Source organism: Roseateles terrae, assembly GCF_014192155.1.
Lineage (GTDB): Bacteria > Pseudomonadota > Gammaproteobacteria > Burkholderiales > Burkholderiaceae_C > Roseateles > Roseateles terrae.
This window is the reverse complement of record NZ_JACHXO010000003.1, coordinates 180,091-201,274: the sequence shown is the minus strand read 5'-3', so window position 1 is coordinate 201,274 and position 21,184 is coordinate 180,091. Positions and strand designations below refer to the sequence as shown.

Genomic DNA, 21,184 nt, shown 5'->3' with positions numbered 1-21,184 from the left:
CGCTGAGTCAGATGGCCACCGGCTGGTGAATCACCTCGCTGCTGATCTCCCGCGCTCGCTTGCGTGTGGCGGCGAGTTCGGAAACCTCACGAGCCACTTCGGCCAGCCCTCGTCTGAATTCAGGATCCGCCATCACTGCTTTGGTGTGGTCCGATTCAAGAAACGCGCACAGTGCAGCCCGGGCTTTCGTGGGCAGAAATGCAGTCTCAGACATCGAAGCTCCTGGCATGAGCAACGGCGGCTTGAAAGAGCCCAAGCCCCGCTGCGTGAATTCTGTAGACCTCAGAAATCTACAGCAACTCAGATCGTCTTTCCGCGTCGACTCTTTCCATACTTTGCAAATCTGCGGCCGTTCTTGCGATCCCGCAACACCGCGACGTTATGCTGCGAGCGAAGGCGCTCCCGGTCATCCTCCACCGCACCTGGCCCCGCTCACATGGCACTGTCCTATCCCTCACTCCCCGTGCACTTCAGCGGCTCCGGCCCCGGACCGCAAGCGGCGGATGGATGCTCGGTAGAGCTCTACCGCCGCTCCGTCTACGCGGGTGAGATTGAACTGCTCCGCCCGCTGCTGCCTGCCGGCACTTCAGTGCTCGAATTAGGATGCGGCACGGGTCGCCTCACCCATCGTCTCCTCGAATGGGGCTGCGAGGTCACCGGCGTCGACAACTCCGCCGACATGCTCGCCCATCTGCACCCATCCGTTCACTGCGTGCAGGCCGACATCGAAACCCTCCACCTGGATCAGCGCTTCGACGTCGTGCTGCTTCCCAGCGGCATGATCAATCACGCCGATGCCGCCGTGCGCCGCGCCTTCGTGGCGGCAGCCGCCCGGCATGTGGCGTCCGACGGGCGCTTCCTCCTCAAGCGACAGGCCCCCGGCTGGATGCTGTCCTCCCAGGTGGGCGATGTGCTGGGTCGTCCGGACGCGCCGATCGAAGTCCTCGCCGCAACCAGAAGCCCGGAGCCGGAGGGCACCCAGGTGCGCATGACGCTGCAATACCGCATCGGCCCGGACACATGGACCCACGTCTTCAGCGTCATCACCCTGGACGTGGCTGCGATCGCCGAGCTGCTGAGGGCGGAAGGCTTCACGCCCCCCGAGGCGCTGGATGCGGACGCCTTGTGGCTCAGCACCCGACCGCTATCACTGCAGCGCTTCTTCCCGACGCATCAGGGCTGACACCGTCATCCACCAATCGCTCTCCGGCGCCGGCTTGAGCAGCCGCGGCGGGCTGCCTGCGGCCGACGCGTGCCACTGACTGCAGTAGAGCAGGGCGGTGCGCGGCCGACGCCGCCAGGCGGCAAGCCAGGCCGGCATGTCGTCCGTCAGCTCCGGCTCCACCACCAGCAGCCGCACCGGATGCTCACGCATCAGCGCATCCGCCTCCTGCGGACTGGACGCCTCCAGGCATTCGAAGCCTGCCAGCACCAGACGCTCCCGCAGCGCTTCCCGCACCACGGCGCAGTGGTCGAGCAGCAGCGCCACGTGGCCGTCACCAACCGGCTGAGCCAGCCACGGCCGTGACGGCGGCCAGAACACTTCATCTTCCTGCGCCGGCACCCACGGCAGGCGGACCTCGAACCGCGCGCCCTGGCCGGGCCGGCTGTGCACCGCGATCTGCCCGTCCATCGCCTCCACCAGCTGCTGCACGATGCTGAGCCCCAGGCCGATGCCCGGCCGGAACGCCTCCGTCGGCGCGCGGACAAACGGCGCAAACACCCGCGTCAGGTCTTCTTCAGCAATGCCGGGTCCGTTGTCCTTCACCGCCACGGCCAGATGCCCGTCCTCGGTCACCCCCGCCTGCAGCACGATGCGTCCGCCACGGGTGAATTTGGCCGCATTGGCCAGCAGGTTCACCAGCACCTGCCGCAAGCGACGCGCATCCAGCTGCACCACCGAAGGCAGCTCATGCGAGATCATCAGCGTCAGGGCGTTGCCGCCCGCCCGCGCCAGCGCCTGGCTCTGATGCACGATCTCCTGCAGCAGCCCATGCAGATACAGCGGCGCCGGCAGGATCTCCAGCCGCGCTTCCGACTCCGGCGCCCGCGAGAAATGCTGCATCTCGTCGATCATCTCCAGCGCCAGCAGGCTGCTGTGTTCGATGGCATGCCGGTTCGGCTCGAAGTCGCCATCCGGCCGCAGTTGCCGCGCCACCTGCACCATCGAGGCCAGCGGTGCGCGCAGATCATGACCCAGATACCCCAGCAGGCGGCCCTTGGCCTTGTCGCTGCGCTCGGCGCGCTCGCGGGCTTCATCCAGCGCCAGTGTCCGCTCCCGCACCGCCATCTCCAGCCGCAGCTCCTGCCGCGCCTTCTGACGCTGCATCCGTCGCAGCAGCCCGCCCAGCACCAGCAGCGTACCGAGCAGGCTGGCGATGGGCGGCGCATAGTCACTCAGCGCGCTGTAAGGCGTCAGCCCCAGCAGTTCCGCATATCGCGGCGTCATGCCGATCATGCCGGCTACCAGCATGCCCAGCCACGGCTTGGCCAGCGGATGACGCTCCTGCCAGGCCCGCCACGCCGCCACGATCATCGCCAGCAGGAGAGCGGTGTTGAACTGCGCGGTGATGAAAGTGCCCAGCGCATAGTCGGCGAAGACGCACAGGCCCACGCCCAGGAAGTTGGCCAGGGCCACCACCCGCAGCGCACGCTGCAGCCGCGGCTGGCTGCGCGCCAGACCCAGCATGCGCACCAGCGCCAGCACCTGCAGCAGCGTGGTGAAGATCGCGAAGGTGGAGAGGGAACGCAGCGCCCAGTCGGTGGCATTCGGCCAGAGCAGCATGAAGCTGGTGCCGCGCATGCCGGATTCATACAGCATGTAGCTCAGCACATAAAGCGCGGTGTAGATGTAGGCGCGGTCCTTGAGCAGGCCACCCAGCGCCAGGGCGAGCAGCAGCAGCAGGCTCATCATGCCCAGCATCAGGCCGTCCGCCAGCAGTTCCCGCTGCTGGCGCAGCGCCAGGGCGGCCGGTTCCCAGAGCTGCGGACGCAGATTGATCGAGCTGCGGCTGGCGACTCGCAGCAGCAGTTCCACCTGCTGGCCCGGTTCCACCTCCACCGAGAAGGTGCTCACCCGGTGCGGCAGTTCCCGCTGGGAGAAGGGTACTGACAGGCCGGCATCCGAGCGATGCCAGCCCAGGGGCTCGGCGCGGGAGAAGAGGGTGATCTGTTCCAGCCGCGCCGGGGGCACCCGCAGCTCGCGACGGATGGCGTCCGTCGTGCCGTTGTGCAGGCGGATGCGCAGCCAGTAGGCGGCGGCGGTGTAGCCGGGCTGCAGGTCATGGCGCTGGGCGGCGATGAAGTCGCTGGATGCCAGCACCTCGGCGAGGCTGGCTTTGGCGCCTGGGTCCACATGCAGCCAGAGATAGGGCGTCAGATCGACTACCGGCTGATGGACCTCCAGCTCCAGCACCCCTTGGGCGCGGGCTGAGGTGACTGCCAGCAGCAGCAGGGGGCCGAGCAGCAACCAGGTCCGCAGCGAAGCCAGGAACGCAGCCAGCAGCCCGGCGAGCGGCACGGTGGGGAGCCGTGCCCTCCGGCACCACCCCCGCCCGGCCTGCCCCCGCGGCTGCTTTGTCACTGCACGCTGCCTTCGCGGGCGGCACTGCGGTAGGCCATGGGGCTCTGACCGAATCGGGTGCGGAAGGCCGTCGCAAAGTTGCCGGGATTGTTGAATCCCACCGACAGCGCCACCTGCTGCACCGCCATGCCGGTCTCCGCCAGCAGCCGGGCGCCGTGCTGCATGCGCTCTTCGCTGACAAAACCCGACACCGTCTGTCCCAGATGGTCCCGGAACAGGGCCAGCAGCCGCTTCTCATGCAGGCCGATGCGCCGGGCCAGTTCCGGCACTGGCGGGAGTTCCGCCAGATGGGCACGGATGTAGCGCACCGCCTCCTGCACCAGCAGCCCCTCCGGATTGCGGGTCTGCCCGTCGGTCACGTCCGGCGGGGTGTCCTCGCTGTCGGCCTTTGCCTGCCGCTGCGCCGCCAGCGCCAGATGCACCCGCACCCGCGCCAGCACCTCTTCCGGCCAGAAAGGCTTGCTGATGAAGTCCACCGCCCCCAGACCCAGTCCGTTCACCCGATCGTCCGGCTGGTTGTGGGCGCTGAGGAACAGCACCGGCGTCGCTGCCGTGATGGGGTCGCTCTTGAGCAGCCGGCACAGCGCAAAGCCGTCCATGTCGGGCAGGCCGACGTCCAGCAGGATCAATTGCGGGCGCAAGGCCTGCGCGCGCTGAAGGCCCTGGTGTCCGCTGTGGGCCAGGGCCATCCGATATTCCTTGCGTAACAGCTCGTTCAGCCAACGCAGGTCTTCGGGCACGTCATCGATCAGCAGTATCAGTGGCGCCGTGGCCCCGGGCGGGACGGCGGAATCGGTCTCCGTCATAGGGAACAGATTGTCCGGCGCGCGTCTGAAGATTTCGGTCGCGGCAGGCGCAAGACGTCGCGCCCCGCGCACAAGTACCACGTAAAAATTTCACAACGTTGCACTCAATGTACGGCGTCATTCCTTTTGGCAAAGGCCGTCGGCGTTTTCGCAAAACCCGCCGGGGGCCGGGACGCGGATAAACGCGCCCCAAGCACACAAGACCAAGGGAACCCCGGTGCACGAGATCAAGAACCTGCGCATGGCGGCTGCTCTGCTGAGCATGTCGCCGCTGTTAACGATGGCCGCCGCACCAGACGCCGGCCAGCTGCTCAATGAACGGCAGCGAGTCGAACAACCGGCCAGCCGTCCATCCACCGAACCCAAGGCCGACACGCCGCTGTCGGCGGTCGCAGATCAGCACGGCCTGACCGCGTGGGTGCAGCAGGTGCGCTTCAACGGCGCCGACGGTCTGGCGACCGACAACGAGCTGCAGGCCTGGGTGGCCGACGGTGTCGGCCAGCGACTGAACCATGCACAGATGCAAGCCCTGGCGGCCCGCGTCACCGCGCGTCTGCAGGCCAAGGGTTATCTGCTGGCCCGCGCCTATCTGCCGCGCCAGGACCTGAGCGGCGGCGAGCTGCAGATCACCGTGGTGCCCGGCCGGCTGCAGGACGGCCCCGGCCGGCTGGGTCTGACCGGTGGCAATGCCGCGCTGCAGGCCCGCCTGCGCGCCATCGCCGATGCCAACCTGCCGGAAGGCCCGGCCCGGGCGGATGACCTGGAGCGCGCGCTGCTGCTGATGCGTGACGTGCCGGGCATCACCGTTCGTTCGGCGCTGGCCCGTGGCGACCAGCCCGGCACCAGCCGCATCGACGCGCAGGTGGAAGAGCAACGCGCCTGGGGCGTCTCCGCCTCGCTGGACAACTTCGCCAACCGCTATACCGGTCAGGCCCGCGCCACCGTGCGCGGCGTGCTGAACCGCCCGCTGGAGCGTGAAGACCAGGCCTTCGTGTCGCTGAGCAAGACCCGCGATACCAGTCAGGCCGCCGCCTCGTACGCCTGGGGCCTGTCGCCCAAGGGCCTGCGCGCCAGCGTCAACGCGTCCTACCTGCGCTACAGCGTGGGCCTGGAGCTGGCGCCACTGGAGCTGCGCGGCACCGCCCGCAGCCTCGGCGCCGGCCTGAGCTTCCCGCTGCTGCGCGCCCGTGAAAGCAACGTCTGGCTGAATCTGGACGCGGAAGACCGCCGTCTGGATGACGATGCGCTGGGTGTGTCCCTGCATCGCCGCCGGGTGGACCGGGTGAATGTCGGCTTCAGTGCCAATGCGTGGGATGAGCGCTTCGGCGGCGGCCAGACCGACTGGGGCCTGGGCGTGGCCACCGGCCAGGTGTCGCTGGACCGCAACCCGGACGATGCCCGCGCGGACGCCCTCGGCGCCTCGACCCAGGGCGGCTTCACCAAGCTGAACTGGCATCTGGGCCGCAACCAGAGCCTGCCGGGCCTGAGTGGCTGGAGCGTGTTCGTGTCGGCCAACGGCCAACTGTCCACGGACAACCTGGATTCGTCGGAGAAATTCATCCTCGGCGGCCCCGCAGGTGTGCGGGCCTATGCGGTGGGGGAAGCCTCCGGCGACAGCGGCTGGCTGGCCAGCCTGGAAGTGCGCCGGGACTTCCGTTTCTACGGCCTGCGTGCGCAAGGGCTGGGCTTCCTGGACGTGGGCGGCATCACGCAGCACCAGAACCCCTGGATGGGCGCGCTGGCGGATCCGTCCAGCAATCACTACCGGCTGGCAGGTGCCGGCCTGGGCTTCAACGTCTCGGGGGAGCGGTGGAGCGTTCGCAGCGCCTGGGCGCACACCCTGGGCCGCAATGAGGGCCGCAGCGCCAACGGCCTGGAAGCCGACGGCCGTGCCGAACGTCAGCGCGCCTGGGTGCAGCTGAACGTCGCTTATTGAGTCCCTCGCACAAAGAGAACAAAGACATGAAGAACTCCCTGAATCACGCCTATCGCCTGGTCTGGAACGAAGCGACCGGCGCCTATGTGGCCGTGGCAGAAACCACTCGCTCGCGCGGCAAGCGCGCGTCTGGCACCGTGCGCTGCGCCGCTGCCGCCCTGGTGCTCGGCCTGGCCGGCCAGGCCGCGTCCGCGCTTGATGCGGGGGCCTTGCCCACCGGCGGCAGCATCGCCGCGGGCAGCGCCACGCTGACTCAGAACGGCAGCTCGCTGACCGTCAACCAGCAGACCCAGAAGCTGGTCATCAACTGGAACAACTTCGACATCGGCAGCAATGCCGCGGTCAACTTCACCCAGCCCAGCAGCAACGCCATTGCCCTGAACCGCATCAACAGCGGCATGCCGACCCAGGTGCAGGGGTCGTTGACCGCCAATGGCAATGTCTGGATTCTCAACAGCGCCGGTGTGGTGTTCGGCAAGACCGCGCAGGTCAACGTGGGCGGGCTGGTGGCCAGCTCGCTGACCCTCTCGGACAACGATTTCCTCTCCGGTCACTACACCTTCAGCAGCAATGGCTCGGCCGGTGCGGTGACCAACGCCGGCCAGCTGCAGGGCACCGGCGTGGTGGCGCTGATCGCCCCGGTGGTGCGCAACAGCGGCCACCTGCAGGGCCGCAGCATCGCGCTGGCCGCTGGCGACCAGGTCACGCTCGACTTCAGCGGCGACGGCCTGCTGGGCTTCACCGTGGACCGGGCCACCCTGAACGCGCTGGTGGACAACACCGGCAGCATCCGCGGTGACAACGTCACCCTGAGCGCCCGCAGCGCCAGCACCGCCATGGCCACGGTGGTGAACAACGAAGGCGTGATCGAAGCGACCGGCCTGTCGGCCCAGGGCGGCCGCATCGTGCTCGACGGCGGCACCAACGGGGACGTCCATGTCGCCGGCCTGCTGGACGCCAGCGCCGCATCGGCGCAGGGCGGCCGTATTACCGTGACCGGTGAGCAGATCACGTTGAACGGCGGCGCCACGCTCAATGCCAGTGGCGCCACCGGCGGCGGCACCATCCAGGTGGGTGGCGGCTTCCAGGGCGCCGATAGCAGCGTGCACAACGCCACCACCGTGACCGCGGACGCAACCGTCAAGGCCAGCGCCAACGCGACGGACAGCGGCAACGGCGGCCAGGTCGTCTTCTGGTCCGACGACAGCACTCGCTTCGCCGGCCGCATCGAAGTGCGCGGCGGTGCCAACGGCGGCGATGGCGGTCAGGCGGAAGTCTCCGGCAAGCAGTCGCTGACCTACAGCGGCATCACCGACGCGCGCGCCGACAAGGGCAAGACCGGTGAACTGCTGCTGGACCCTGCCGTCGTCGCCATCAGCGCCGGCAACGGCAATGGCGATCTGAGCGGCAGCACGGTGTATGTGAACGATCTGGAAGCCCAGCTCGCCAACGTCACCCTGCAGGCCACCGGGAACATCACCATCGGCGATCTCGCCTTGAACGGCGGAGACGGTCGCCTGTCGATGGCCAACAATGTGAGCCTGCGGCTGGAGGCCGGGACGTCCGGCACCGGCGATATCAGCTTCGTCAACGCCAGCAACACGGTCGAGGTGTTTGGCACCGGCAGCATTTACCTGCAGGCTGGCTCCACCGGCACCGGCCACCTGACCAACATCGGCAACCTCATCGCCTGGGGCGCCGGCACCAACCCGGGCACGCTGCCGACGCACTCGGTCACTACGGTGGGCAGCGGCACGCCGGCCGCCGGCTCGGTCACCCTGTATGGCGCTGATGGCGTGACCGTCGGTGGATCGGTCACCACCCATGGCGGGTACGTGCGGATCTGGGCGGATTCGGACAACGCCAGCGGCGGCGGCCTGACACTGTCCGCACCGGTCACGACCAACGGCGGCAACCTCTACATCTCGGCTGGCACCGGCGACATCAACCTGGCCTCCAGCATGACGCTGGGAACCGGTCGCCTGTTCTTCAAGGCCGATGGCAGCTACACCAACGGCACCCGGATTCTCAGCGGCGTCCTGAGCGCCAGCGGCGATGTGGCGGTGAACACGCCGTTCACCATGAATGCCGGTGCGAGCATCCTGACCGACGGGATCATCTCGCTGTCCAGCGTGGTGAACCTGAATACCGGCACCGGCGTGCTGACGCTGCGCGGCAGCGCCATCGACTTCACCGGCGCCACGCTGAACAACCTGACCACCGCCTCCATCCGTCTGGAGCCGGCCGACGTGACCACCAGCATGGTGCTGGGCGATACGACCGGCTTCGCATCGGTCAGCCAGCTGTCGCGCCTGCAGGGCATCAAGAACCTGACCATCGGCCGTGAAGACGGCACCGGCACCATCACCCTGGCCAACAACTTCAGCTTCGGTGCCAATGGGGCGCTGGAGCTGGTGAACAAAACCATCGACATCAGCGCCGGGACGCTGACCAACACGGCCGGCAACGTCATCCTCAGCGGTGACAACATCACGGTCGCCAGGACCGTCACCGCCAACGGCGGCGCCGGCAGCGTCACCCTGCGCCAAGAAGGCCCGGGCACTGATCTGCATCTGGGCACCACCCTGGCCAGCAGCTCCACCTCGTCGGTCAATGCGGCGACCCTGGTGATCGGTCGTGCCAATGGCGGCGACGTCGTGTTTGATGGCGACATCACCACCAACGCCAGCTCGGTGCACATCATTGCCGGTGGCAAGGTGGAAGGCATCCAGGGCGGTGTGTCCGCGGTCAACCTGGCGGTGTCGGCCGCGGGCGGCGCCACGCTGACCAGCAGCACCTTCGACTTCACCAAGCTTGCGCTGAACGTGGGTGGCGACACGCGGGTGCAGACCGGCAGCAGCAGCTGGGGCCTGGGCACGGTGGACGGTGTGAACGGTCTGACCGTCTCGACCACCACCCCGACCACCGTCAACCTGGTGGCGCAGAACGCCATGGGCCTGAATGCCGGCATCGCGCTGGGCGGCGGAGATGCGACGCTGAACCTCAAGGCCCTGAGTTTTGATGCCAGCAGCGCCACGGTCAGCGGCCAGAGCCTGGCCACGGTTCATTTCGACACGCTCAATCAGGCGCAGCCGTTCACCGTGGGCGGCACCGGCAGCATGCTGACGCAGGCCTCGCTGGCCAAGTTCAACGGCAGCCAGGACATCGTCCTCGGCAGCGCTGGCACCACGCTGACGGCCGAGGCGGCGCTGACTGCGACGGTCGGTCATGAGCTGACCCTGGTCGGCGACGCCATGACACTGCCCTACGCCATCACGGCCAACATCGGCAGCCTGCGTCTGAACGTGCTGACCGACGGGCTGACGCTCAATGCACCGCTGACGGCGACCAACACCGTCATCCTGCAGACGGCCGGCGGCAACGTCAGCGGCAGCGCGGTGGTCACGGCCAGCAAGCTGGCCCTGGAGACCGGCAACGGCGATGTGGCCCTGACCGGCACGCAGCAGGTGAGCACGGTGGCGGCCCAGTCCGGATCGCTGTCGATGGTCAACGGCAAGAGCCTGACCGTGGGCAGTGTTGACGGGGTCAACGGCATCACAGTGGACAAGACGGTGGATCTGCGCCTGACCGGTGCCACCTCCGATCTGACGCTGGCGCGTGGCGTCCATGCGGTCAACAGCGGCGCTGCGACGACTGGCGTCCTGCTGGCCGCGGGTCGCAACTTCATCAACAACGCAGGCGCTTCGGCACTGCAATCGGACGCCGGCCGCTGGCTGGTGTACTCGACCAGCCCGACCGCCGATGTGCGTGGCGGCGTCAGCCCGGACTTCAAGCAGTACCAGGCCACCACCGCATCGACCGTGCTGGGCACCGGCAACGGCCTGCTCTACACCGTGGCGCCGACGGTGACGGTGAGCCTGATCGGCACCACCACCAAGGTGTATGACGGCACCACCTCGGCCGCCGTGGGTGCCGGCAACTTCACCAGCAGCGGCGCCATCGACGGCGATACGGTGACCTATGCGGTCAGCGGCGCGGCGGTGTATGGCGACAAGAATGTGGGCAGCGGCAAGTCGGTGAGCGTGAACGGGGTCTCCCTGACAGGCGCCAGCAACGGCGGTGTCGTGGTCTACGGCTACACGCTGGCCAGCACCACCGCCAGCGGCCACATCGGCGCCATCACGCCAAAGAGCATCGGCGCTTCGACGGCCAGCGTGCTGGACAAGGTGTACGACGGCACCACCACCGCCACCCTCGGCACCGTGGGTCTGAACGGGGTGCTGGCAGGTGACGTGGTGGCAGTGAGCGGCTCGGGCAGCGCCAGTTTTGCGGACAAGAACGTCGGCACCGGCAAGGCTGTGACCATCACCGGTCTGGGCCTGACGGGCGCGGACGCGGCCAACTACAGCTTTGACGGCACCGCGACGGCCAGCATCACGCCCAAGGCGATCGGTGCGGCGGCTGGCAGCGTGTCGGACAAGGTGTATGACGGCACGACTGCCGCCACCCTGGGGGCAGTGAGCCTGAGTGGTGTGGTGGCGGGCGATGCGGTCAGCGTCGGCGGCACCGGCAGCGCCAGCTTCGCCGACAAGAACGCCGGCACCAGCAAGGCAGTGACCATCAGCGGCATGAGCCTGAGTGGTGCGGATGCGGCGAACTACGTGTTCGACGGCTCGGCTGCGGCCAGCATCATGCCCAAGGCGGTGAGCGCCGCAGCGGGCAGCGTCCAGGACAAGGTCTACGACGGCACGACGCGCGCCACGGTCGGCACCATCAGCCTGAATGGCGTGCTGGCCGGGGATCGCGTCGGCGTGGGTGCCGTGGGCAGCGCCAGCTTCTCCGACAAGAATGTCGGCACGGGCAAGGCGGTGACGGTCAACGGCGTGGTCCTGAACGGCAGCGACGCTGGGAACTACGCTTTCGACACGTCGGCCACGGCGAGCATCACGCCGCGCACCGTGGGGGTGACGGCTGATGTCGCCACCAAGGTGTATGACGGCACCACCGGCGCCACGCTCAATGGCGTGACGCTGTCCAACGTGATCGCCGGGGATGAGCTCGCAGCCAGCGGCAGCGCGGCCTTCGTCAACAAGAACGCAGGCGCCGGCAAGACGGTCAACCTGAACCTGCTGCTGAGCGGCGCGGATGTGGGCAACTATCAGCTGCCGTCGGGGACGGTCACGGGCACCGGCACGGTCACTACCAAGGTGATTTCCGCCGGCCCGGTGGCCGTGACGACCAAGCTGTATGACGGCACTACCGTGGCCCTGGTGGGCGGCGGTGAGCTGACCGGCGTGGTGGCGGGCGACAAGGTCGGCACCGTGCTGGCCGGCAGCTACGACAACGCCGCAGTGGGTGTGTCCAAAACGGTGTCGGTGGGCCTGGGGCTCAATGGGGCCGATGCGGGCAACTATCAGCTGAGCAAGACGCAAGTGACAGCGCTGGGTTCGATCGATCCCAACCCCGCGACGGGCGCGCTCGATGGTCTGGTGGCGAAGGTGGACGCCAGCAACGGCACCAAGGGCGACGGCAACGGATCGAACGGCAATGGTGGCGGTGGTGGCAATGGCGGCACCGGCTCGACCCTGCTGCCGGGGACTACCGGCACGACGGAGCTGTTTGGCACTGGCACTGGCACTGGCACTGGCACTGGCACTGGCACTGGCACTGGCACTGGCGGTAACGGCGGCACGGGCAACGGTTCCAACGGCAACAGCGCAGATGGCGGTGTCGCGAACGGCAACGGCAACGGCAACGGCAACGGTGCCACGTCGGGCCTGAGCGATGCTGGCAGCGGCACAGGCAACGGCGCGGCCAACGGCTCGGGCACTGGCGGCAATGCTGGGAATGCAGGCAATGGCGGCAATGCAGGCAATGCAGGCAACGGCCTTGCTGAAAGCAGCACTGGTTCCTCCGGCAGCGCCGGCACCAGCACAAGCACTGGCACCAGCACCGGCAAGGCCTCCACGGGCGGCGCCTCGACGGCCACCGAAACCGTGCTGCCGATCTTCGTGGCCGAAGGCGACAGCAGCCTCAGCTTCCAGGGCCAGTACCGTGTGGTGGACCAGGGCAGCAGCCTGTCACTGCAACGTCAGGACGGTCAGCAGGGCGGTCAGCCGTCGCTGAAGGGCTCGGTGAGCGTGCGCACCCAGGCCGTACTGCCGCTGGATGGCGGCGAACGCGCTGTCATGCAGCTGACGCTGATGGAAGACGGCACGCTGGTGGCCCTGGTGCCCGACACGCTGGCCGCCATGAGCCGCGACACGCTGAGCGCTTATGCGCTGAGCGCGCTCAAGGCCGCGGCTGGTGGCAAGGTGACCCAGGTGCGCGCCGTCGTGCTGCGCTTCACGCCGGCCAAGTAAGCGCAAGTCAGGCGACATCGCGCAGGCGGCTTTAGCCTGTGCACCCCGTCAGCCCACGCCGCTTGTAGGGTGGCTGACGCCAGAGGGGAGGAGTGCTTCGGCATTCCTCCCCTTTTTTGCTTGCAGGGCTTGCCCACAGACGAGGGCATGAACGACGCGTGCAGCCGTACTTGGCACGTGCAGCGCAGTCCCTTCACCGCACCACCGCACCACCGCACCACCGCACCAGCGACAACAGCAACAGCAGCTGTACTGGCGCACATCCCCGCCATCTGTACCGGGCCACCGGGTCGGCTTGCTGGCATAGTGGTCGTCACTCTCCCAGCCCCGGCGCGCCATGACGCTTTCGTTTCGCCACTTCCTGCTTGCTCTTGCCGTTGTCGCCATCTGGGGCAGCAATTTCGTGGTCATCCGCTGGGGCTTGAACGCCTTCCCGCCTCTGCTGTTCGCGGCTCTGCGCTTCACCCTGGCCACCGTGCCGGCCATCTTCCTGCTGCCGCGCCCCAAGGTGAGCCTGTACAACCTGGCGGCCTACGGCGGCCTGGTCGGCGTGGCCCAGTTCAGCCTGCTGTATCTGGCCATGGGCTCGCAGATTTCCCCGGGGCTGGCCTCCCTGGTCATCCAGACGCAAGTCTTCTTCACCCTGTTCCTGGCCATGCACACCAGCGGGGAGCGCGTTCAGCCCTTCCAGTGGCTGGCGCTGGTATTGGCCGCTGGCGGCATCGGCATCATCGCGTCCCATACCGATGGCACCACCACCGTGCTCGGCCTGGCCATGGTGCTGCTGGCGGCGCTCTCGTGGGCCAGCGGCAATGTGGTGGGCAAAAAGGCGGTGGGCGTCAACATGCTGGCCTATGTGGTGTGGAGCAGCGCCTTTGCGGCGCCGGCGCTGTTTGCGCTGTCGTTCCTGATCGAAGGCCCGCAGCGCATGTCGGACGCGGTAAGCCACGCCAGCCTGGGCGCCTGGGGCGCCGTGATCTGGCAGGCGGCGGCCAATACGCTGTTTGGATATGGGGCCTGGAGCTTTCTGTTGTCGCGGCATCCGGCGGCCACCGTGGTGCCGATGGCGCTGCTCGTCCCGATCTTCGGCATGAGTTGCTCGGCACTGCTGCTCAATGAAAGCCTGCCCGCGTGGAAGCTGATGGCGGCCGGACTGGTGATGAGCGGGCTGGCGATCAATCTGCTGTGGCCGCGGGCGCGGCAGGCGTGGCGCTTGCGGTCTGCATGAGCGGCGCAGACCGTCAAGGGGGCGAACGCAACTCCGGTCAGCAGAGCGGCACGAGCGAGTTGTCGGGGCATGACGCTCAGCGTCGCCGGCGCGGGCAGAAGTGGCGGAGGGTGTGCGCGGGGTTCAGCGCAACTGCCGGGGCGTTGGCTTCACTCTGCGTATGCCTCAGCGGCCCTGCACTTGCGCAGCGCGAGCCCGGGCACTCCGGGCCGGCCAAGCCCGCATCACCCGCATCGCCGACGTCACCCACGTCTCCCACATCGCCCTCATCGCCTGCACTGCGGACGCCCGCACCCGCGTCGGCGCCCGCGGGCATCACGCTTCGCGACCAGGAGATCGCCTCCTGCCGCGCGGGGGAGTCCACCACCTGGGGCGACGGGCGCGACCGCAGCGCCGTGTCGCGCCCGCTGCGCTTCGTCTACCGGCATGACGCCGCGCCAGCCTGGTTCGATGCGCCGCAGGTGCTGGCGCTGGCGCAGCGCGCGGTCCAAGCCTGGTCGCCTTGCGGCGTGCCTGCCTCGGTGCAGGCGTTGCCGCCTCGGACCTCACCCGCCGAGGGGGACATCCAGATCGTCTGGACTGACACCGGCAGCCGCGGTCAATTTGGCCTCGCGAATGTGCCGGCCCGGACGCTCTCGCTGGGCCCTGGCCTGTTCCGTCTGCTGCGGGAGCGCAACCCACGTTATCCAGCGGAGCAGACCTTGCAGATGGTGCTCTCCCATGAGATGGGCCACTTCTACGGGCTGATGGCCCATTCGCGTCGCTGCGTGGATGTCATGTCCTACTACGACGATGGCAAAGGTCAGCGCTGCACCCTGCGCGACCCCTCGGCCTGGGGCAGCGTGGTGGAGTACCGCTCGATGTTGCCCACCGCCTGCGACCTGGCCCGCTGCCGGGCCTTGAATGGCCCTTGAGCGGCCCCCTATCGGCTCGTGCGCGATCACCAAGCGATCACCAGGCAATCACTGAGCAGTCGCTGAGCAGTCGCTGAGCGGGTCTGACCCTGCATGCACCCCGATGACGGCCCACGGCCGACGTCGTATGCTGGCCCCATGAACACATACCGCCGATGCCTGGGGCGCCTGATGGGGGCCGCGATGGTCGCGACGCTGGCGCTGGCCTGCGGCGCCGCATCCGCACAATTGCCGCGTCAGAACCTGTGGGTGGAGCTTCGCTGGGTGGATCAGGAGCTCAGCGGAGCCGCCGCCGCCGGCGTGCGCGACGGCAGCGTGGTGGTGAGCACCGGCGGCTCCGTGTCCGCGCGGGGCGGGGTCACCCTCAGCACCGAGCGACGCAGCCAGCAGCAGCAGTCGCTGCCCCGGCTGATGGTGCTCAACGGTCAGCAGGCGTCGGTCACCCTCAATGAGGTCACGCCGATCCAGTGGGTGGATGTCGGCCTGCAGCGCCAGCAGGGGCGGGAAGACCGCGTCTATGTCGCCCCGCGACAGGGGGTGGCGGAACGCAGCCGGGGAGTCACAGTGAAACCCTCCTGGGCCGGCGGGCGGCAACCGGTGACGGTGGAGATCCGGACGCAAGAGCAGAGCAATCGCCCTGGCGGCGCGCCGCCGATGGATCCCTCGGGGTACGGCGCTCCCACCGAGGACGCGAGCGTGCTCAGCACGGTGCAGGTGCCGCTGGGTCAGTGGGTGACGATTGCCCGGTCCGGCAGTTACTACGCCGGCAGCGCCCCGAATCAATACAGCACGCGGGACGCCGAAGTGCAACGGCTGCGGGAGTTGCAGGTTCGGGTCGATCTAGCCCCTTGAGCCTACGCGCAGACCACTTTGGCATCTGTCCCATATTGGTATTTAACTGGTAGCTTATCTGCGATACGCTCCGGACTCGTTTCATCCGGAGCCCGCCGCATGTCTGCTCAGCGCCTGTTTGCCTCGCCTGCCCGTGCCCTTCCATCCACTCGACCGTCCCGGCCGGCACGCTCGACGCTGAGTGCAACCGCCGCTCTCTCTGCGATGCTTGGGGTCGCTACATTCGCGCAGGCGGCACCCGATGCAATGACGGCAGCTTCGGTGGCACCGGCGCCGCCCCCGGTCAGGGCCCTCTTCACCGGCCATCATCGCCCATTTGCGGATCCAGCCCAGGGCGTCGTGGGCGTCTACATCCCCAACTGGCAGCCAGAGGCCCTGATCGAGCAGGTGCCCCCTGGCAACCTCACCCATGTGCTGTACGCCTTCCTGCGTCTGTGCGGCCCCGGCCAACTGCCGAAGGACGCTGCCGCCTGTGAGGGCAAGCGCGACTTTGATCTGGCCGTCAGCCCGCTGGAAGCGCGATTCGACCAGGTCTTTGCCCGCTACAAGCAGCGTGCGCCCCATCTGCAGGTGCTGGCCTCGGTCGGGGGCTGGGGTGGGTCCGACCCGTTTTTCCATCTCGCGCAGAATCCGGCGGGCCGCGCGGCCTTCGTTGCCTCCGCCCAGCGCTTCCTTCGCGAACATCCCGCCTTCGACGGCATCGACATCGACTGGGAGCATCCCGGCGACAACAGCGCCGTCAATGGCGTGAAGCTTGGCAGCCCTGCCGATGGGCAGGCCTATGCCGACCTGCTGACCGACCTGCGTCAGTCCCTGGAGGCGCTGGGCCGCGAGACGGGGCGGCGTTACCTCGTCACCATGGCGGTGAACACCATGTCGCCGATCGTGCAGCGCATCAACTTCCGGCAGGCGGCCGATGCCCTGGACCTGGTCTTCATGATGACCTACGACTTCTACGGCGGCTGGTCCCCCGCCGCGGGTCATCACACCACGCTGGCCAGCTCCTCCCCTGACGCCGACGACAGCCTGATGCGCTCAGTGCGAAACCTCCACGACGCGGGCGTGCCGACGACGAAGATGGTGGCCGGTGTGGCCATGTATGGCCGCGGCTTTACCGGCGTGTCGGCACCCCGCACAGGGGCGTCCAAGACCGGCATCTTCCCCGGCGATGAGGGCGCCATGCCTTACCGTGAGATTGCCGGCCAGCTGCTGGACAGGCGAGGGCGCGGCCGCGCGGGTTATCAGGCCGTGTGGGATCCGGTGACCCAGGCGTGGTCGTTGTTCAATGCCCGTCGGGACGAATGGTTGGGCTACGACGATCCACGTGCCGTCTGGGCCAAGGCGCATTACGCCCGCACGCACGGCCTCGCCGGCGTCTTTGCCTGGGAACTGAGCCAGGACAACGGCGATCTGCTCAACGCGATGAATCTCGGCATGGGGAGCCGCCCGTGCACGTCGCCTGCTGGCGTGCGGCCGTCGATACAGAAAGAATCCAGCCGGTAACTCCAGAGGGGCGGCTGCGCTCTACCATCACGCCATGACTGCCTCTTTGTCTTCCTCCGCCGCCACGCCTGTGTCCGACACCCTGCCTGGCACCCCCGCCGCCGCCCGCCGACGCCTGCGCATCGCCCTGATCGCCCACGATGGCAAAAAGGACGAGATGGTGATGCTCGCGACCGAATTCGCCGGCCTGCTGAAGCAGTGCGAACTGGTCGCCACCGGCACCACCGGCTCGCGTCTGCAGGCCGAGGTCGGCCTGGAGGTGGAGCGCATGCTGTCTGGCCCGCATGGCGGCGACCTGCAGATTGGTGCCCGCCTCGCGGTGGGCGGTGTCGACGCGGTGGTGTTCCTGCGCGACCCGATGACGCCTCAGCCGCACGAACCCGACATCAATGCGCTGGTGCGCGCCTGCGACGTGCATGACGTGCCTTGCGCGACCAACGTGTCGAGCGCGCGGCTGTTGCTGCGCGGCTTGATGGTCTGAGGGTCGACGGTCTGGGGCTTGGCGCTGGCTGACACCTCACGCCTGACGCCTGACCCCTGACGCCTGACGCGCCCCGCCGTCAGCGCGACAGCGGCAGGGGATAACTCGGCAGGCTGGCGTGGCCAGACTTCGAGAGTGCCTGCACCCCGAAGATCAGGTTGTCCTTGGACAGCGGCAGCGTCACGCGAGTGGCCATGCCCACGTCCTTGGCCCCTTCCCATTGCTGGATGCCGCTGCGGCGCCACACCACGCGATACCCGGCCAGCTCCGAATCCTGGCTCGCCGCCCATTGCAGGGTGGTGTCGTTGGTCAGCTCCCGGGCGTCGATGCGCGCCTCCTTCACCGGGGAAGGCGCCCAGGCCAGCGTGGCCAGTCCGGCCAGATTCACTCGCGCCACATCCGCCACATAGGCGAAGTCAACGAACTCGGGCAGGTCGCCGTAGACCACGCCGTTGTCGGTGCGCAGGTCCTGGTGCTGATGGCGGAAGTCCTCGAACGGCTCGCTGAAGCGCACCGCCGCATAACCGCGCTCCAGGAAGGGCAGGTGGTCGCCGCCGCGCAGATACCGGTCGCGGCGCTCGATCAGGTCCACACTGAATCCCGGCAGATAACGCTCGCCTTGCGCCTTCAGATGGCGGGCGAACTGCTGTGTCGGCAGGTCGTCACCGCCGCCGGCCACCGCCACCGGCTGCAACTGCGCGCGGATCGCGGCATTGGTATTGGTTTCGTCGTCGCCCGGGGTGCGGTTGCTGGTGGTGTTCAGCAATTGCCGCATCACCGGGTCGAAGCCGTCGGCAAACAGTCGCAGGCGGCGCGCGTCGTGCTGACCGCTGTCGCCATGGGAGCTGCCGATGATGTCGTTGGTGATCATGCCTTCGACATTCAGATTGCGCGCCCGCGCACGCCGGGCCCATTCCTGCGCCCCCAGCAGCCCTTGCTCCTCACCCGGTACCGCCATGAACACAAGCGTCGCGCCAAACTTCTGACGGGCCATGGCGCAAGCCATTTCCATCACGGCGGCCGTGCCGGACGCATCGTCATTGGCGCCGGGCGCCTCGCCCTTGGCATCCATCACATCGCTGTTGCGGGAATCGTAGTGGCCGCTGACCACCAGCACCCGTTCCCGCGGCGTGCCGGCCGATGCGCCGGGCAGGGTGGCCACGACATTGACCAGCTCCGTCGGCTGGCTGAGGCGGCGGCCGGCGGGTTCGATGAAGGCCTCCATCGTCACCTGCAGGCGACCGCCCGTGCGGGCACTGCAGTCCCGCAGCTGCCGCTCGATCCAGCGCCGCGCGGCACCGATGCCGCGGGTATCGCTCTTGGTGTCGGAGGCGGTATGGCGGGTGCCGAAGGCGGCCAGCGTGCGGATGGTCTGCTCGATGCGGGCGGGAGAGATCTCCGCCATCATCGGCGCCACGCGCGCATCCAGCGGATCCGGCCCGTTGGGTTTGAAGCCGGTGGCATTCTGGGCGTGGGCCCCGCTGGAGAGCAGGGTCAGGGTCAGTGCTGCGGCCGAAGCCAGGACATGTGTGCGCATGGACAAAAGGCGTTGGAGCGAAGAATGGGGCGGAAGGAAGCGTCTGAAGGAGGCGCGGGGAAGCGGCCGCCCCGACCGCTTCCGCGCTGGCGCGGGGGGGCCTGCAGCGATGGGCCGTCAGGCCAGGTGCTGTTTCAGGAAGGCGAGGGAACGATCCCAGGCCAGTTGGGCAGCCTTCTCGTCATAAACCTCGGGACGGGTCACATTGGAGAAGGCATGGTCCGCCTCATACATGTGGATCTCCGGATGCAGGCCGGCGGCGTTCATGCGCTGCTTCAGGTCTTGCACCTTCTCCGGCGTGCACCAGTCGTCACGGGTGGCGAAGTGGCCGAGGAAAGGCGTGTGGATCCTGGCCGGATCAGCGAATTCTGCGGGCGGAATGCCGTAGTAGCAGACGGCGGCAGACACCGTGGGCACATGCACCGCGGTGGCGATGGTGAGCGCGCCGCCCATGCAGTAGCCCATCACCCCCACCTTGGCCGCGCCGAGCTGGCGTAGATGGTTGGCGGCGCCCTGCAGGTCCTGGTGGGTGGCGTCCCCGAAGTCCAGGTTGTTCATCAGATGGCTGGCTTCGTCGCCGTCCGCGGCGATGCGGCCGCGGTAGAGGTCCGGCGCGAGCGTGGTGATGCCGACCTCAGCCAACCGGTCCGCAATGTTCTTGATGTGAGGCTTGAGGCCCCACCATTCCTGGATGAGCACCAGGCCTGGCGCTCCGGGGCCGGCAGAGGCCAGCCAGGCGGGCGTGGTTCCGCCATCCGGCCGACTGAAATCAATCATCTGTCCCATGAGATCTCCATCGAGCTGTTATCGGTGATTCAGACCCGCGTCCGTATCATCCGTCTCCACAAGGTGGCCGTCCGAAGGGGCCGAAGTGCCACGTATCGTGGAGGAGAAAACAGTGAGTCTGCACGAGCAGTTGTACCAATACACGTCGCAGGGTGGTCTGGATGCGAGCAGCGCACGACGCTTGTGGCAGCTCAGCGGGCAAGGCCTGGCGCCGGACCGCTGGATGTGGTGGATGAAGTGTGGCGCCGCGGCGCTGGCGGCCGGTCTGGTGGGCTTTGGCGTCATGCTTTGGGTCGCCGCCAACTGGGACGCTTTCACCCGCTTCGAGCGCTTCGCCATGCTGCAGGGCCTGCTGGGGCTGGCGGTGGTGGGCGCCGTCATCGTGCCCACCTTCTCAGCCGCCTCGATCCATGCAAACCCCTCCGTTCCCGGCAGCGCCCCTGGCGGCCGATGGGTGTCGCCTGCCAACGTGACCTCGTCGGCCGCATCCCCCGTGGTCTCGGCACTGGCGCTGCTGTCCTTCCTCACATTGGGCGGGCTGCTCGCCTACTTCGGCCAGACGTATCAGACCGGCGCTGACGCCTGGAACCTCTTCGCCCTCTGGGCCGCCCTGGCGGTGCCGCTGCTGCTGGCGGTGCCGTCCGACCTGCTCTGGATGCCCTGGCAGGTGGTGACCAGCCTGGCCATCAGCCTGTGGGCTTACACCTACGCCGGCCATGAGTGGTCGGTGGTGCCGCAGACCCTGCCGGTGCATGCGATCGCGCTGGCCCTGAGCGCGCTGCTCATCGGTGTCTTGGGCGTTCACGGCCGGCTGAGCGGGCACTGGTGGGCCTGGCGAATGTCGGTGCTGTGTGCCTGCGTTCTGGCGCTGGGCATTGGCATCGGCAGCCTGTTCCGCACCGCCATCGCACCGCAGTACGCCATGGTCCTCGGGCTGCTGGGCATCGCCATGGCCCTGGCCTGGTGGCGCCGCGAGGTGTTTGCCATGAGCGTGGTGGCTCTGGTGCTCAATGTACTGCTGCTGGGCGGCTGGATTCACAGCCGCAGCCTGCGCGCGTTTGACGAGCTGCTGCTGGTGGCCGGGCTGGCCGCTGTGTTGCTGGCGGGCAGCGTGCGGCTGATCCTTCAGCGGTCCCGCAGTGCCCGTTCCGGGGACTTCACCGAGGGGGCCGCATGAACCGAACGCCCGCTTGGTTGTCACAAGCGCGGGCAGAGGGGCTTTTGCCTCCCTTTGC

General features: G+C 68.1%; 14 protein-coding genes. 9 read left to right on the top strand and 5 right to left on the bottom strand.

Going from position 1 to position 21,184, the window contains the following annotated elements; translation table 11 throughout:
* Window positions 1-7: 7 nt before the first annotated feature.
* Complete coding sequence (locus tag FHS28_RS10190) at window positions 8-214, bottom strand: hypothetical protein (RefSeq protein WP_184294507.1); 207 nt, start codon at window positions 212-214, stop codon at window positions 8-10.
* Between the two features lie 222 nt (window positions 215-436).
* Here FHS28_RS10190 and FHS28_RS10185 point away from each other — a divergent pair, with 222 nt between their 5' ends.
* Window positions 437-1,183, top strand: a complete 747-nt coding sequence (locus tag FHS28_RS10185) for a class I SAM-dependent methyltransferase (RefSeq protein WP_088452993.1) — start codon at window positions 437-439, stop codon at window positions 1,181-1,183.
* Here FHS28_RS10185 and FHS28_RS10180 read toward each other — a convergent pair.
* A complete protein-coding gene (locus FHS28_RS10180; RefSeq protein WP_184294505.1) occupies window positions 1,148-3,520 on the bottom strand; it encodes a sensor histidine kinase in 2,373 nt (790 codons plus the stop codon). The genes FHS28_RS10185 and FHS28_RS10180 overlap by 36 nt on opposite strands.
* Window positions 3,521-3,579: 59 nt before the next feature.
* Window positions 3,580-4,389, bottom strand: a complete 810-nt coding sequence (locus FHS28_RS10175; RefSeq protein ID WP_088452998.1) for a response regulator transcription factor — start codon at window positions 4,387-4,389, stop codon at window positions 3,580-3,582.
* Window positions 4,390-4,630: 241 nt separating this feature from the next.
* Here FHS28_RS10175 and FHS28_RS10170 point away from each other — a divergent pair, with 241 nt between their 5' ends.
* From FHS28_RS10170 to FHS28_RS10140, 7 genes are all read left to right on the top strand, one after another.
* The gene (locus tag FHS28_RS10170; protein WP_221193871.1) at window positions 4,631-6,325 is read left to right on the top strand and encodes a ShlB/FhaC/HecB family hemolysin secretion/activation protein; all 1,695 of its coding nucleotides are present in this window, start codon (window positions 4,631-4,633) and stop codon (window positions 6,323-6,325) included.
* 26 nt (window positions 6,326-6,351) lie between these two features.
* Window positions 6,352-12,648 carry a YDG domain-containing protein gene (locus FHS28_RS10165; RefSeq protein ID WP_088453171.1) on the top strand — a complete coding sequence of 2,099 codons (6,297 nt, stop codon included), beginning with the start codon at window positions 6,352-6,354 and terminating at the stop codon, window positions 12,646-12,648.
* 337 nt (window positions 12,649-12,985) lie between these two features.
* Window positions 12,986-13,876: an EamA family transporter gene (locus FHS28_RS10160; protein WP_088453000.1), complete on the top strand. Its 891-nt coding sequence runs from the start codon at window positions 12,986-12,988 to the stop codon at window positions 13,874-13,876.
* Between the two features lie 395 nt (window positions 13,877-14,271).
* Window positions 14,272-14,790 (top strand): zinc metalloprotease, encoded by a 519-nt coding sequence (locus FHS28_RS10155; protein WP_088453002.1) that lies wholly within the window; start codon window positions 14,272-14,274, stop codon window positions 14,788-14,790.
* A 138-nt stretch (window positions 14,791-14,928) separates the two neighbouring features.
* Window positions 14,929-15,642, top strand: coding sequence for a hypothetical protein (locus FHS28_RS10150; RefSeq protein ID WP_184294503.1), 714 nt, complete (start codon window positions 14,929-14,931; stop codon window positions 15,640-15,642).
* Between the two features lie 246 nt (window positions 15,643-15,888).
* A complete protein-coding gene (locus tag FHS28_RS10145; RefSeq protein WP_184294501.1) occupies window positions 15,889-17,145 on the top strand; it encodes a glycoside hydrolase family 18 protein in 1,257 nt (418 codons plus the stop codon).
* 34 nt (window positions 17,146-17,179) lie between these two features.
* On the top strand, window positions 17,180-17,626 hold the full coding sequence (locus FHS28_RS10140; protein WP_088453008.1) for a methylglyoxal synthase: 447 nt from the start codon (window positions 17,180-17,182) through the stop codon (window positions 17,624-17,626).
* Between the two features lie 79 nt (window positions 17,627-17,705).
* On the opposite strand, the gene FHS28_RS10135 is transcribed toward FHS28_RS10140, so the two are convergent.
* A complete protein-coding gene (locus tag FHS28_RS10135) occupies window positions 17,706-19,163 on the bottom strand; it encodes a M28 family peptidase (RefSeq protein ID WP_088453010.1) in 1,458 nt (485 codons plus the stop codon).
* 117 nt (window positions 19,164-19,280) lie between these two features.
* Window positions 19,281-19,949 (bottom strand): dienelactone hydrolase family protein, encoded by a 669-nt coding sequence (locus FHS28_RS10130; protein WP_088453012.1) that lies wholly within the window; start codon window positions 19,947-19,949, stop codon window positions 19,281-19,283.
* A 112-nt stretch (window positions 19,950-20,061) separates the two neighbouring features.
* Here FHS28_RS10130 and FHS28_RS10125 point away from each other — a divergent pair, with 112 nt between their 5' ends.
* Window positions 20,062-21,126, top strand: coding sequence for a DUF2157 domain-containing protein (locus FHS28_RS10125; protein WP_184294499.1), 1,065 nt, complete (start codon window positions 20,062-20,064; stop codon window positions 21,124-21,126).
* Window positions 21,127-21,184: the final 58 nt, after the last annotated feature.